General features: G+C 71.1%; 11 protein-coding genes and 1 pseudogene. 5 read left to right on the forward strand and 7 right to left on the reverse strand.

The genetic code is table 11. The annotated features are described in order from the left end of the window. Positions 1-28: 28 nt before the first annotated feature. Together GWK61_RS12415 and GWK61_RS12420 are read right to left on the reverse strand one after the other, a co-directional pair. Positions 29-859, reverse strand: coding sequence for an enoyl-CoA hydratase/isomerase family protein (locus tag GWK61_RS12415; protein ID WP_194908491.1), 831 nt, complete (start codon positions 857-859; stop codon positions 29-31). A 24-nt stretch (positions 860-883) separates the two neighbouring features. Then, positions 884-2,134, reverse strand: coding sequence for a GNAT family N-acetyltransferase (locus tag GWK61_RS12420; protein WP_194908492.1), 1,251 nt, complete (start codon positions 2,132-2,134; stop codon positions 884-886). Between the two features lie 124 nt (positions 2,135-2,258). On the opposite strand from GWK61_RS12420, the gene GWK61_RS12425 reads away from it, so the two are divergent. Next, positions 2,259-3,158, forward strand: coding sequence for an alpha/beta fold hydrolase (locus GWK61_RS12425; RefSeq protein WP_194908493.1), 900 nt, complete (start codon positions 2,259-2,261; stop codon positions 3,156-3,158). A 95-nt stretch (positions 3,159-3,253) separates the two neighbouring features. Here GWK61_RS12425 and GWK61_RS12430 read toward each other — a convergent pair whose 3' ends face one another. The 4 genes from GWK61_RS12430 to nth form a co-directional block, all read right to left on the reverse strand. Continuing rightward, the gene (locus tag GWK61_RS12430; protein ID WP_194908494.1) at positions 3,254-3,970 is read right to left on the reverse strand and encodes a metal-dependent hydrolase; all 717 of its coding nucleotides are present in this window, start codon (positions 3,968-3,970) and stop codon (positions 3,254-3,256) included. A 154-nt stretch (positions 3,971-4,124) separates the two neighbouring features. Continuing rightward, positions 4,125-5,306: a MarP family serine protease gene (locus tag GWK61_RS12435; protein ID WP_194908495.1), complete on the reverse strand. Its 1,182-nt coding sequence runs from the start codon at positions 5,304-5,306 to the stop codon at positions 4,125-4,127. Next, positions 5,307-6,008 (reverse strand): NUDIX hydrolase, encoded by a 702-nt coding sequence (locus GWK61_RS12440; protein ID WP_194908496.1) that lies wholly within the window; start codon positions 6,006-6,008, stop codon positions 5,307-5,309. Between the two features lie 14 nt (positions 6,009-6,022). Further along, entirely contained in the window at positions 6,023-6,778 is a 756-nt protein-coding gene (gene nth, locus GWK61_RS12445; RefSeq protein WP_194908497.1) for an endonuclease III, read from the reverse strand. Between the two features lie 165 nt (positions 6,779-6,943). On the opposite strand from nth, the gene GWK61_RS12450 reads away from it, so the two are divergent. After that, on the forward strand, positions 6,944-10,555 hold the full coding sequence (locus tag GWK61_RS12450) for an eCIS core domain-containing protein (RefSeq protein WP_194908498.1): 3,612 nt from the start codon (positions 6,944-6,946) through the stop codon (positions 10,553-10,555). Between the two features lie 11 nt (positions 10,556-10,566). Continuing rightward, a complete protein-coding gene (locus tag GWK61_RS59445) occupies positions 10,567-11,556 on the forward strand; it encodes an outer membrane protein assembly factor BamB family protein (RefSeq protein ID WP_194908499.1) in 990 nt (329 codons plus the stop codon). A gap of 46 nt (positions 11,557-11,602) precedes the next feature. Here GWK61_RS59445 and GWK61_RS12460 read toward each other — a convergent pair whose 3' ends face one another. Further along, positions 11,603-12,082: a TetR/AcrR family transcriptional regulator gene (locus tag GWK61_RS12460; protein ID WP_194908500.1), complete on the reverse strand. Its 480-nt coding sequence runs from the start codon at positions 12,080-12,082 to the stop codon at positions 11,603-11,605. Positions 12,083-12,132: 50 nt separating this feature from the next. Between GWK61_RS12460 and GWK61_RS12465 the strand changes: the two genes are divergently transcribed. Further along, on the forward strand, positions 12,133-12,516 hold the full coding sequence (locus tag GWK61_RS12465; protein WP_194908544.1) for an SDR family NAD(P)-dependent oxidoreductase: 384 nt from the start codon (positions 12,133-12,135) through the stop codon (positions 12,514-12,516). Positions 12,517-12,528: 12 nt separating this feature from the next. Further along, positions 12,529-12,882, forward strand: a pseudogene (locus GWK61_RS12470) (TetR/AcrR family transcriptional regulator); the annotation flags it as partial. Between the last annotated feature and the right edge of the window lie 13 nt (positions 12,883-12,895).

The raw sequence follows: 12,895 nt of genomic DNA on the forward strand, positions 1-12,895 counted from the left end.
GCAAGTACAAGTACGAGTCCGCCCTGCCTCACGGCCAAACCGGCGACCGCTTCTCCACAAAAGCCCGCACACCCTCGGCCCGGTCCGCCGAGAAGGCCGTCGCCCGCCAAGCCCCGTCCTCCACGTCCAGCCCTGCGGCCAGCGGCAGGTCGGCGCCGGCCTTCAGCGCGTGCTTGGCGTTGCGGACGCCGATCGGGGAGTTCTTCGCGATCTGCTGTGCCAGCTCCAGTGCCGCGGCGCGGGCTGTGGAGGCTCCGGCGACGCGGCGGTCCACCATGCCGAAGCGGTCGGCCTCGTCGGCGTCGATGCGGCGGGCGGTGAAGATCAGGTCCGCTGCGCGGTTCGTGCCTACGCGGCGGACCAGTGTCTGTGTGCCGCCGCCGCCGGGGATGACGCCTACGGAGACCTCGGGGAGGCCGAAGACGGCGCCGTCGTCGGCCACGATGAGGTCGCAGGCCAGGGCCAGTTCGCAGCCGCCGCCCAGGGCGTAGCCGGAGACGGCGGCGATGACCGGCATCGGCAGGGAGCCGAACGCGCCCCAGGTCCGGCGGAAGGCCGGGCGGGTGGCGACCAGTTCGGCGTCGCTCATCTGGTTGCGTTCCTTGAGGTCCACGCCGACGCAGAACGCGTGGTTCTTGCCCTCGGCCTCCGGCGGTGCCGAGGACACCACCACCGCGCGGACCGCCGGGTCCTCGGCCAGCTCCGGTGCAACGTCGCGGATCGCCGCGGCCATCGCCGTCGAGATGGCGTTCATCGCCGACGCGCGGTTCAGCACGATCTCCGCGACCACGCCGTTGCCCGACGCGGGGTGCCGCTTCAGGAGTACGCCGTTGTAGTCCTTCACCTGTACCTCAGTCATGCCGCCCACAGTATGAGATCGCCATCAGAAGCCGAAGGGCAGCCAGGGCGCGACGTCGCTCACAAACGCCCGCGACGCCGCCGCCAGCGTCCCCGCCCGCAGCTCCTCGACCCGTCCGGCGCGGGCGAGTGCGCTCAGCGACAGGCCGCCGAGGTAGGCGCTGCCGAGTTCGCGCACGCCCAGCACCAGGTCGGCCGGGTCCGTCGTACGCTCGCAGACCGCGCCGTCGGCGTCGCCGCGGAGCCGCCAGCGGCCGGCGTTCCACGGACAGAACGAGTCGGCGACCTCGAGCACCACGTCCACCGGCCCCGAATAGCGACGCGCGGCGAGCGCGCGGTCCACGTCCACGAGCCGCAGGTACATGTCGTCCCGCAGCTGGGGCAGCGAGCGCCGGGTGTCGGTCAGCAGGTACATCAGCGGGTCGTCGACCGGCACCGAGGCGTGGACCTCGCTGGTCAGGTCCAGGTCGAGCAGGAAGCGCCACATCGCGACGTAGGAGGCGAGGTCGCGGCCGTAGACCTCCTGCACCCGCACCTTGCAGTCCGGGTGCGCCGGGTTGTCGAAGTCCTCCTTGACCCGGTAGCGCGCGAAGCCCACGGCCCGGCCGTCGGCGTCCTCGGCCAGCACGCAGCGCAGCGGCCCCGCCTCGTCCCGGGCGAACTCGTCGTCGGCCAGCGCCGAGTCCCGCCAGCCCTCGCCGACCCGCGGCAGCATCCCGGGTCGGCCCAGGCGGTTCGCCTCGAACACCTCCTGGCAGCGGTCGTACGCCTCGGTCGGGGGCAGCATCCGCAGCCGGAACTTGTCGCTGCCGGGCACCGCCGACAGGCCGTTGTCGCCGCGCGGGACCTTGAGGTCAACCTGCTGGGTGGCGAGCCCGTAGCCGAAGCGGCCGTAGATCGCCGGCTCAGAAGCCTGCAGAGTCGCCACCGGCTCCTCGCCCCGCTCGTGCCAGCCGTGCAGCTGGTGCCGCATCATCGCGGTCAGGATGCCGCGCCGCCGGTGCGTGGGCTTCACGGTGATCATCGTGACGCCGGCCGTGGGCACCGTGGTGCCGCCGGGGACCGTCATCGCGAACGGGAAGGACCCGCCGGTGCTGACCAGTTCGTCGCCGTCGAACGCGGCGACCGAACGCTCGCGCGGCAGCAGCCGCATCCACAGGTCGTGCGCCTCCTGCGGGGGGTTCTCGTGGAAGCCGAGATCGATCTGCGCGGTGAAAGCCTCGACCTCGCCGTCCGTGATCGGACGGACGGGGTGGGAGGCGGCTTCGAAGCTCATAATCCATGGCTAACACCGCGACGCCTCGACGGCGAACCAATATTCACCCGCAGGGCGCTGTACACCGGGCCACCGGCGGTGAACGCGGCCCCCTTCGGCCTGCCCCGCGTGGGAGGCTGAACCCATGCAGGATTCCGATCCGATCCGCCTGGCCGGCCCGTGGACGCACCGCGACATCAACGCGAACGGGGCCCGCTTCCACGTCGCCGAGATGGGCGAGGGACCGCTGGTGCTGTTCCTGCACGGCTTCCCGGAATTCTGGTGGTCCTGGCGCCACCAGCTCCCCGCGGTGGCCGACGCGGGCTTCCGCGCGGTGGCCATGGACCTGCGCGGCTACGGCAGCAGCGACAAGACCCCGCGCGGCTACGACCCGCTGACCCTGACCATGGACGTCACCGGCGTCATCCGCGCGCTCGGCCAGTCCAACGCGACGCTGGTCGGGCACGGCTGGGGCGCGTTCCTCGGCTGGACCGCGGCGGTCTTCCGGCCGGCCGCGGTCAACCGTCTGGCGGTCACCGGTTCGGCCCATCCGCGCCGGCTGCGCCAGGCCCTGCTGACCGACCCCAAGCAGATCTCGGCAGCGCGCTTCATGTGGGCCGCGCAACGGCCGTGGGCCCCGGAGAAGGCCCTGACCCGCGACGCCGCGATGCTGGTCGAGCAGCTGCTCACGGAGTGGGGCGCGACCGGCTGGCCGGAGCTGGACGTGGCGCAGCGCTACCGCGACGCGCTGCTCGTGCCCGGCGCCGCGCACTCCTCGCTGGAGTACTACCGCTGGCTCATCAGGTCCCTGGTCCGCCCCGACGGGATGCGGTACGCGCAGCGGATGCGCACCGAGGTGCGGGTGCCCGTGCTCCATCTGCAGGGCGAGCTCGACAGCGCCCTGCTACCGCACGTCGCACGCGGCTCCGGCCGGTACGTGACGGCGGCCTACCGCTGGCGGCTGATGGAGGGCATCGGCCACTTCCCGCACGAGGAGGCGCCGATGCGCTTCACCAGCGAGCTCATCGACTGGCTGAAAAGCTGACCGAAGTCAGTCAAGGCAGATCGAAGCCGGCCGAGTCCGACCAAGGCGGCTGAGACTGCCGGGGCGCCTCAGCCTCAAGGCGGCTAAGGCTAGGGCTAGGGCTTCGCAGAAGTCTTTATGTACAGCAGCACCGCACACCCGACCGCCATCACCGGCGCCAGGAACCACGTCTCCATCTTGTTACCGGTGCGCTGGATCAGCGGTATCCCGGTCCGAAGCGTGAACGGCCAGAACAGCCGACAGCCGTGGTCCGTCAGGCAGTCGCCGGCCAGGTGCGTCAGCGCCCCGAGCCCGATCGCGAACGGCAGCCAGCTCGGCGCGCTCGCTATCCAGCGGTCCATCAGGACCGTCCCGCCGCCGGCCAGCAGGATGCAGGGCCCGTAAGCTTCCAGCTTCTCCCCCGGCGGGCAGAGGTTCAGCGCGCGCACCGCCAGCACCAGCATGAAGAACACCAGCCCGAGGGTGAAGTACCGACCGAGGTACTTCTCGCCGGCCCAGGTGCCGTAGGTGACGGCCGCGACGAAGGCCAGCGAGTGCGTGGCGTGCCGGTGCCCGCCGCTGATCTTCGACACGCCCTTGCACAGGTTGTGGGTGATCGGCCCGACCGAGTGCGCGATGGTGCCGTTCGGGTGGTCGATGTCCGGCAGCAGCGCCGCGCCGGCCGTGATGAAGGTCCCGAACAGCAGGTCCTTGGCCTGGATGTGGGCGGTGGAGCCGTGCATGGCCGGGTAGGCCAGGACGCTCATCGGCAGCGCGGAGGCGGCCGCCGCCCAGGCCAGTCCGCCGCTGGTCGCGTGTGAGTGCCCGAGCATGCCCGATCCGCCCCCTGATGGTCCTGTGCCGTTTCTGGCATGAACGTATCAGGAAGGCGCGACGGAGCCGGGCCCGGCAGAAGCCTGAGATCGCCGGCGCGCCGCCTGGTCGGCGTCAATTGCTGCTAGCTCAGCGTCAATCCCCGCCAGGCCCTCAGATCGCGCAGGCCTGCGTGTTGACCGGGACGTCGGTGGCGGCGCCGGCGGCCGCGTCGGAAGAGACCTCCTGCGCGGTCAGCGCGTAGCCGGTGTTCTTGTCCTCCAAGGACTTGGCGAAGACCACGCCGAGCACCTTGCCGTCGGTGGACAGCAGCGGACCGCCGGAGTTGCCCTGCTGGACCTGCGCGTAGAGCGCGAACACCTGGCGCCGGACGTTGCCGTTGGAGTAGATGTCGGCGCCGGTGGCCGTGATCTGCTCGCGGATGCGCGCGGCGTCGACGGTGAACGGGCCGTCCTCGGGGTAGCCGACGACCAGCGAGGAGTCGTTGGCCTTGCCGTTCAGGTCGAAGTTCAGCGGCGACGCCTTCAGGCTGGGGACGTCCAGCACGGCGATGTCGCGCTTGGGGTCGAACAGCACCACGGTCGCCGCGTACTGCCGGCCGTTGGACTGCCGCACCACCAGCGAGCGCGTGCCGCCGACCACGTGCGCGTTGGTCATCACCTTGCCCGGCGCGTAGACGAAGCCGGAGCCCTCGATGTCCTTGCCGCACGACGGCGCCTGGCCCCGGATCTTCACGATCGAGGCCCGGTCCGTGCCGATCACCGGGCTGTTCAGCAGCGCCGGGTCCGGGGCCGGCACGTTCGCCGGGTCCTCGGCCTGGAAGGGCGCGAACACCTGCGGGAAGCCGTTGCGGTTGAGGATGTTGGAGAATCCGTTGAACCACTGGTTGGCGCCCTGCGGCAGCACCTGGGTCATGCCCTTGAGGATGCTGGAGGAGCGCACCTGGTCGCTGATGGTCGGCACCGAGGACGTGAACAGCGCCAGGCCCAGGAACCAGGCCACCATCAGCACCGCGATCACCGACACCACCGCGCCGCTCACCGCGTCCACCATCTGCGCCGGCTGCCAGGTGATGGCCTCGCGCAGCCGGGCGCCCAGCATCGAGCCGAGCACCTGCCCGACGACCGCCAGCGCCAGCACCGCGCACAGCGCGATCACCGAGGCCAGCAGGCTGCTGGAGGAACGGTCCAGGAACGCCGGGACGATCACGAATCCGAGCGCCAGCCCGCCGAGGAACCCGGCGAAGGAGACCACTCCCACGACGAAGCCCTGCCGGTACCCGGAGACTGCGAACGCCGCCACGACGAGCAGCAGCAGGATGTCGAGGATGTCCATCTACTTATCTTCTCCCCCCGGCGCCCCGCGGCTGCGGACCGCCAGCGCCAGCACCTCCTGCGGCAGCGGCTCGACCCGCTCGGTGTCCCACGGCTTTTCCCATCCGCCCGCCTTCAGCACCCCGTCCAGGAGCGCGGCGGTGAAACCCCAGATCAGCAACGAGCCCGCCTCGAAGGCCGGGCTCGAATTCCCCGAAGGGTTGCCGACCCGCAGCCGGTTGGCCGGATCGACCAGATCGCGCACCGGGATCCGGCAGACCGAGGCGACCTCACGCGGATCCCGTACCCGCACCGGACTCGGGACACGCCACCAGCCCAGCACCGGCGTCACCAGGAAGTCCGAGGGGAAGATGTACTGATCAGGAAGGATTCCGAAGACTTGGACGCCGTCGGGGTCCAGATCGGTTTCCTCGTTGGCCTCCCGCAGCGCGGTGGCCACCGGCCCCTCGCCGGGATCGACCTGCCCGCCGGGGAAGGCCGGCTGCCCGGGATGGTTCCGCAGCGTCTTGGAGCGCTCGACGAACAGCACGTCCGGCCCGTTCTCCGGATCCTCCCCGAACAGGATCAGGACGGCGGAGCGCCGCGGCTCCCCGTCCAGATCCGCGGGCCGCTTGAACCGGGGGCCCAGCCCCTTCCCGCTCTCGGCGGCCTGAGCGAGCGGAAGCAACCAGTCGGGCAACGAATCGGCTATCTGAGTTCCCATGTCGGGAGCAACGCTCACAGCGGCAGACCGCCTTCCCCCGGCTTGTACTTGAGCAACGCAGCCGCCTTCACCGGATCCTGCTCCCCGGTCCCCCGACTGGGGCAAAGCTTCGCGATCGGGCACGCGCCGCAGGCGGGCTTCTTCGCGTGGCAGACCCGCCGGCCGTGGTAGATGACCCGGTGCGAGAGCAAAGTCCAGTCCTTGCGCGGAAACAGCTCGCCGATGGCGTGCTCGACCTTCACCGGGTCCTCCAGGTCGGTCCACCCGAAGCGGCGCACCAGGCGCCCGAAGTGGGTGTCGACGGTGATGCCGGGGACGCCGAACGCGTTGCCGAGGACGACGTTCGCCGTCTTGCGGCCCACGCCCGGAAGCTTCACCAACTCGTTGAGCTTCCCCGGCACCGCGCCGCCGTAGTCGGACACCACGGCCCTGGACATGCCCAGGAGGGACTTGGCCTTGTTGTGGAAGAAGCCGGTGGCCTTGATCATGACCTCCAGCTCCTCCGGGTCCGCCGCGGCCATGTCGGCCGGGGTCGGATACCTCCGGAACAGGGCCGGGGTGACCTTGTTGACGCCCACGTCGGTCGACTGGGCCGACAAGATGACCGCGACCAGCAGCTCGAACGGGGTTTCGGCGTCCAACTCGGCCTTGGCGTAGGGGTAGACCTCCCCGAGCTCGCGGTAGATCCTGCGGGCACGCCGCACCAGCGCCGTGTGGGTCTCCGGCTTCCCTGTATTCACGTCGGAGACATCCGCCGCGGCTCGAGTCATGCACCCCACTGTAAGCCGGTGAACCTAAGAGACGGGTGTGAACTCGCTGTCATCACCCGCCGGCGCCGACCTGAACACGGTCGGCGCGGCGCGTCGCTGAGCTGCCCGCGCACTAGGTGATTGCACTGTAACTCTATGAATGACCACGCTGGGTAGCATTTTCGTGTGAGCCGAGGCGACCGGGTGCCGCAGGAGTCGGAGAAGGCCGAGTCCTCGCCGAGGACGGCTCAGGACCGGCTTCCCGATGCCGCTGTCGGCATCGCTGATGAGGCAGCCTTCGCAGGGCTCGACAGCAGATCCGCGGCGTCTGTGTTCGGCGTTGCTTCCGATGGCGTTCCGACCGATGGCAGCCGTTCCGGGATGTCGGCCGCTCTCGTGGCGCGGGCCGCGGCGTTGGCCGGCAATGCCGCGGTCGCCCGGCGGCTCGGTGACGGACGCGGTGATGGACGTAGTGACGGACGCGGTGACGGTCTCGCGTCGGTCGGCACGCCCGACTTCGGCAGCTTCACGGAGACCGTCGCCGGCAGCGGGTCCGGTTCCGCGTTGCCCGAAGCCTTCCGGGACCGCGCCGAGGACCGGTTCGGCGTCGGCCTGGCCGGGGTGCGGGTCCACTCGGATCCGGCCGCGCAGGTCGCCGCGTCCGCCATATCGGCGGACGCGTTCACCATCGGCAGCGACGTCTACTTCGCCCGGGATCAGTACCAGCCGGACACGCGGGCCGGGCAGCGGCTGCTGGCGCACGAGGTGACCCACGTCGTGCAGGGCGGCGCCGAGGCTCGGGGCGCCGGGTCCTGGCTGAGCTCGCCGAGCGACCCCGCGGAGGTCGAGGCCGAGGCGGTCGCCGACGAGTGGGACCAGCACCACGAAGGCGCTCAAAGCTCTGACACCGGACCGAGCCTCGCGGGCTCGGCGCCTGACGCGCCACCCGGTTCCGTCGCCCGCAGTGCCGACGCCGGCTCGGCGGTGGTCCACCGCGACCCCGCGCCGCCCGACGCCCCGGCGCCGAATCCGCCGCAGCACGGCAGCCAGACGATCGCCACCTGGATCGGCTGGATCGACACCAGCGTCAAGACCACCGTGCAGCTCGGCGCGGCCCCGCTCGCGGACTACGCCGGAATGCCCGGCATGATCCCGGCCTCCGTCCAGCCTGCCGGCTGGACCGGCGGCTCCTACCAGAGCGAGGACGCGGCCGTCGCCGCGATCAAGGCGGCGGGCACGGCCGGCGCGGTCTTCGACGAGACCGGACAGTTCGTCGCCTACCACGTGGACGGCGCCGGCATCATCCACGATTTCACCTTCGACAACGTGCGCTGGTTCAGGGACAAGCCGTGGACGGCCGTGCGGTTCGACAACGGCGCGAACCTGATCGTCACCCAGGACGGCGTCGTCCTGCGGCCGGAGAACTTCAAATCCGAGGACGACGCCAAGGCCGCCTCCGCGGACCAGGCGCTGATGCCCGGCGCCGGCACCGGCGATCCGTTCGCCGCCTACCGGCAGGCGCTCGGCGACCCGAACAAGTCGGCGGCTGTCCTGAGCCAGATGTTCGCACCCGCGATGCGGGACAACGCCCTGGCCCGGCTCGCCTCCGCGATACCGCTGGTGGAGCGGGACATCGAGCGCCGTAGCTCGTCCGGCCTGATCCCGCCGTCCGAGGTGGCGCTGATGCGCAGCACCGCCGAGTACCTGGCGGGTATCGACCAGGAGATGGACGACGTCCCCAAGTCGCTCCCGCCGGATCCGGAGGCCTACGACCGGTTCTGGGCCCTGCACGCGCGCCGGCAGGTGGTGGTCCGCCGGTATCCGGTGCTGGCCCGCGTCGACCCGCGCCAGTTCGTCAAACTCTCGCCGGACGAGCAGATGGCGCAGCTGGGCGCCAAGTCGCTGCAGATCCGCAAGGACATCGACACGGCCCGGGACAGTGTCCTCGACGGCTCGCTGAACCTGTGGAAGATCCAGTCGCTGGTCGACAGCACCATCGCCGGGCTCGGCATCACCGACCCGAACGCCCGCGCCTACGTCAGGAGGCTCGCGGACGCGAACCAGAGCTCGGTCGCCGAGGACCTGCTCACCGTCTTCACCGTGGTGTTCGGCCTGCTCTCGATGGTCGTCGACGGTCCGGTGGGCGCCGTGATCGCCGCCGGCGCGCTCGGACTGAGCACCGCCGACGCCATCAACCAGACCGAGCAGATCACCGCCGAGAACGCCGCGGCCAACACCGCCCTGGACCCGGCCGCCTCGCTGCTGCCGCCCGAGGAGGCGCGCGGCTGGGCCTGGCTGGTCGTGGCCTGGCTCGGCGTGGTCGCCGACGCCGCGCAGGTGGTCGCCGCGGTCCGGGCGGTCAAGGCCGCCGGCGGCACCATCGAGGAGGGCGTCAGGGTCCTCGCCCGCGCCGACGAAGCGCTGAGCCGGGAGCTGAGACTCGCGGCGGGCGCGCTGGACGCCACCGAGGTGGTCAGCGAGGCCAACAAGATCGGTCTCGCCCGCCGGGTCGGCACCTCGATCGAGATCGACGCCGAGCTGGGCAAGGACGTCCGCGTGGTCTATCACGTGGATTCCGAGGGCCGGGCCGTCGTGGACGGCATCCGGTGCGGACCGGAGGCGACGGCCGGGGTGATCCTGGCCCACGAGGGCGTGGTCGCCGAGCTGCGCCGGTACGACGGCGTCCTCGGCAAGATCCGAGAGCTGATCGACAAGGTACGGTCGCTGGCCGGCTTCCCGGCCGCGGGGGTGAATCCGTTCCCCGCGGGATCGCAGGCCTTCGAGTCCTTCTACGAGTTGGAGAAGCTGCCGGAGGTGATCGCCTCCCGGCAGGCCGCCCTGGGGGCCTCGCTGGGGACCGAGTCCGAGGACGCGCTCCGTCGAGAAGTCGAGTACCTGCAGAGCGAGATGGTCCGGCACGAGGCCGTCGTGGACCAGATGGTCGCGGAGCAGGGCGCCGGATTCATCGCCGCGAGCGGGGAGAGCACCACCAAGGCGATATCCGAGGGAATGCCGGCGTTGGCCGGCAACCCGCTCGTGAGCGACCCGGCCAAGTACTACTACCGGGCGAATCCGGGCGGTCAGCCCCCGTACATCCTGCAGCGGATGGCCAACGCCGACGTTCCGGCCCTGACGCTGGTGCAGGAGGGCGGCGGCTGGAAGATCGCGACCGGGGCACTGAGCCGTACCGAGGCGGCAGAGGCCATGGTCGCCGGATTCTCCCCGAAGGCGCAGGAGGCCTTCGAAGCGGTGAAGAGCGCCTACTCAGGGAGCGGCGTGTTCCGAGTCGTGCCGCTTCAAGGAGTGGCGTCCACCGGCCGCACCTTCCGGGAGATCCTGACCCAGCAGCAGTCCGAGCAGATGCTCAACATCCTGACCCGCGCGTTCACTGCCGCGAAGCAACCCGAGGCGGAAGGCAAGGCGTTCGCGGCGATGGAGGCGTTGCTGGAGCACGAGGTAACGGTGGTGCGCGGCACGGACCAGCTGCGCGCCTACAACTACCGGCTGGCCTTCGAGAAGGCCGCCGGCGCCGAAGCCGAGGGCGACCTGCACCACCTGATCCCGCTGTACATGGGCGGCGGCCACGACTCCTTGGTGGATCTGCCGCTGGAGTTGCACAACCAGTTGCACGACCTGATCGACACCGTGCGTCTGGAAGAAGGTGTGACGCTGGCGCCGTCATCGATCCAGAGAGCGGCGACGCTGAACTTCAGCGAGGGCGCGGCCGTTCTCAAGACCGACAGGACGGTGCAACTCGTCCGGCTGAACGCCGACGGCACCTTCACCTTGGTGCCTTAGGGTTGGCGACCGTGTCCGACTTCCCGCTCCCGATCGCCTGGCGGCATCGAACCGCCGCGGACTTCACGCCACTGGTGCCGCCGCTGTTCGAAGCCGGCACGCTGACCGTCCGCGCCGGCGCCGCCCTGATCCGGTTGGACGCCGCTGACGGGAACCCGATGTGGACGGCGGAGCTGCCCGGGAACGACACCGGCGGGAAGTTGCTCATCGGCGGCGGGCTGCTGTTCACCAACGCGGTCCGGCGGCCGGAGCGTCTCGACACCGTGATCGGCGTGTCGGAGTCCGGCCAGGTGGAGGCGCGCGTCGATCTGCCCGCCATCATCGCGCCCGAGAGCGCGTATCGGCACGACGGAGAGCTCTGGCTCGCGGCCACGGAGCCGGAGCACGGCGCGGTCGTCTACGTTCTCGACGCGCACACCGGCGACATGCGGCGCCGGATCCCGCTGCCGTGGGGCGCAGACGGTTTCGCCGCGTGGTCCGGCGGACTGCTGGTACGCAATCAGGTCGCCTCCCAGGGACGTCCGGGCCTCTACGTCTTGGACGGGCGTCCGCTGATCGCGGAACAGGTCTGGAAGTCGACTGCCGTCGGCGGCCGGATCATGGCCTCCGCCGGTAACGGCGGCCCCGGCAGCCTCGGCCAGGTACTGGTCTTGGCCGCCGACGACCTGCGCGAACTGTGGACGGCGCCGTCGGTGGTCGAAGCGGCGGCCCTCGACGCGGACCACGTCTACGCCGCGGACGGCGACGCCCTGGTCGCGTTCCGCGCCGCAGACGGCGCCGAGGTGTGGCGGACCGCGCCGACCGGCCGGCGGCCGAGCACCGTCGGCGCACACGGTCCGGTCGTCTCCTACGGATTCCTCGGCGGCAGGCTGCTGTTCCGCGCCGCCGACGGCGCGCCGATCGGCCGCCTGCCGAGCCTGCTCACTGCACCGGTATACGGTGACGGCCGCCTGTACGTGGCCGGGGTCGGCGAGGTGCTGGCCCTCGACATCGCTGACTGATCTCTTCAAGCGCTAGTGGGCAGATATGCGCTCCACCCTGCGGCGTTCACCGGCCGGGTTTCAGGACCGCGCGCTCGGCGGCGGCGACCATCAGGTCGGCGACCCGGTCCGCCGGCAGCCCCCGTCCGGAGTGGAGCTGGTCGAAGAACTCGAAGCTGGTCGTGGCCCACAGGAGATGAGCGGCCTCCTCGGGGGTGACGTCGGCGCGTAGCGCGCCCTCGGCGTCCAGGCGATCAGCGTGCCAGCGCATTCCTGCGGCCCGGGCCTCGGCGATCCGTCGCACGGCGCCGCCGACGGATTCGGGATCGAGGTGCGCCATCGAGTACAGCACCCGCAGCACCTGCCGGTGCTCGGCGAAGATCGGTACCGAGGCGCGGATCGAGTCGGCCAGGTGCCGGCGAGCGTCGGGAGCGGCCGCGGGGTCGGGCATCCGGTCGAATCCGCCGCGTCCGCGCAGATCGTCGCCGAGCGCGTCAAACAGTCCGGCGCGGGAGCCGAACACCAGGTAGACCGTCGAGCGCGACACCTCGGCCAGGGCGGCGACCCGTTCGACGCTCAGCGGTTCGGCAGGTCCAGATCGGCAGTGCCGCACACCCCTACCCGCTGCCCCGACAGGCCGCCTACTGCGCGTCGAAGGCCGCACTGGCCAACCTCACAGTGAGTCTGTCCAAGGAACTGGCCGGCACCGGGATAACCGTGAACACCATCAGCCCCGGCCCGACCCTGACCGACGGGTTCCGCCAGTTCGCGCTGACCTTCGCCGAGCATCACGGCCTGGGCAAAGACGCCGTCGCCGGCACCCGCGCGCTGCTCGACGGTTCACTGGCCAACCCCTCCGACCGCCTGACCGAACCGCAGGAGATCGCCGCCCTCCTGGCCCTGCTGGCCAGCCCGCTCGGCGCCTCGGTCAACGGCGCCAACCTCCGCATCGACGGCGGATTCACCCCCACCGTCAACTGAGACCCGGCGGCCTTCGGCGCGGCCAGGTTCGACTACATGACCGCTCACCCCGACGCCGCCCGGCTGGCCGCGTGGCGCCGCTTCGAGCGCAATGAGCACTGGAGCCAGACCGAGGCCGAGAGCTACCAGGCGAAGGTGGACGCCGTCGCCGCCGCGCAGCGCGAGGGCCGCCTCGACGACAGCCTGCCGGCGATCGACCTGCTCGCCATCGTCCTGCGCGTCACCGAGAGCTGGCTGGACGCGCCGCCGGCCCTGAAAGCCCTGGCCGACGGCGGCGATCCGACGGCGCAGTCCCGGCTGAGCGAACACCGCGCCTCGCTGGTGGAGACACTGCGGCGCCTCACCGAGCCGCGCGCGAAGGACTAATACCGAAGAGGAC

The sequence above is a fragment of the Catenulispora rubra genome, assembly GCF_015356825.1.
GTDB lineage: Bacteria > Actinomycetota > Actinomycetes > Streptomycetales > Catenulisporaceae > Catenulispora > Catenulispora rubra.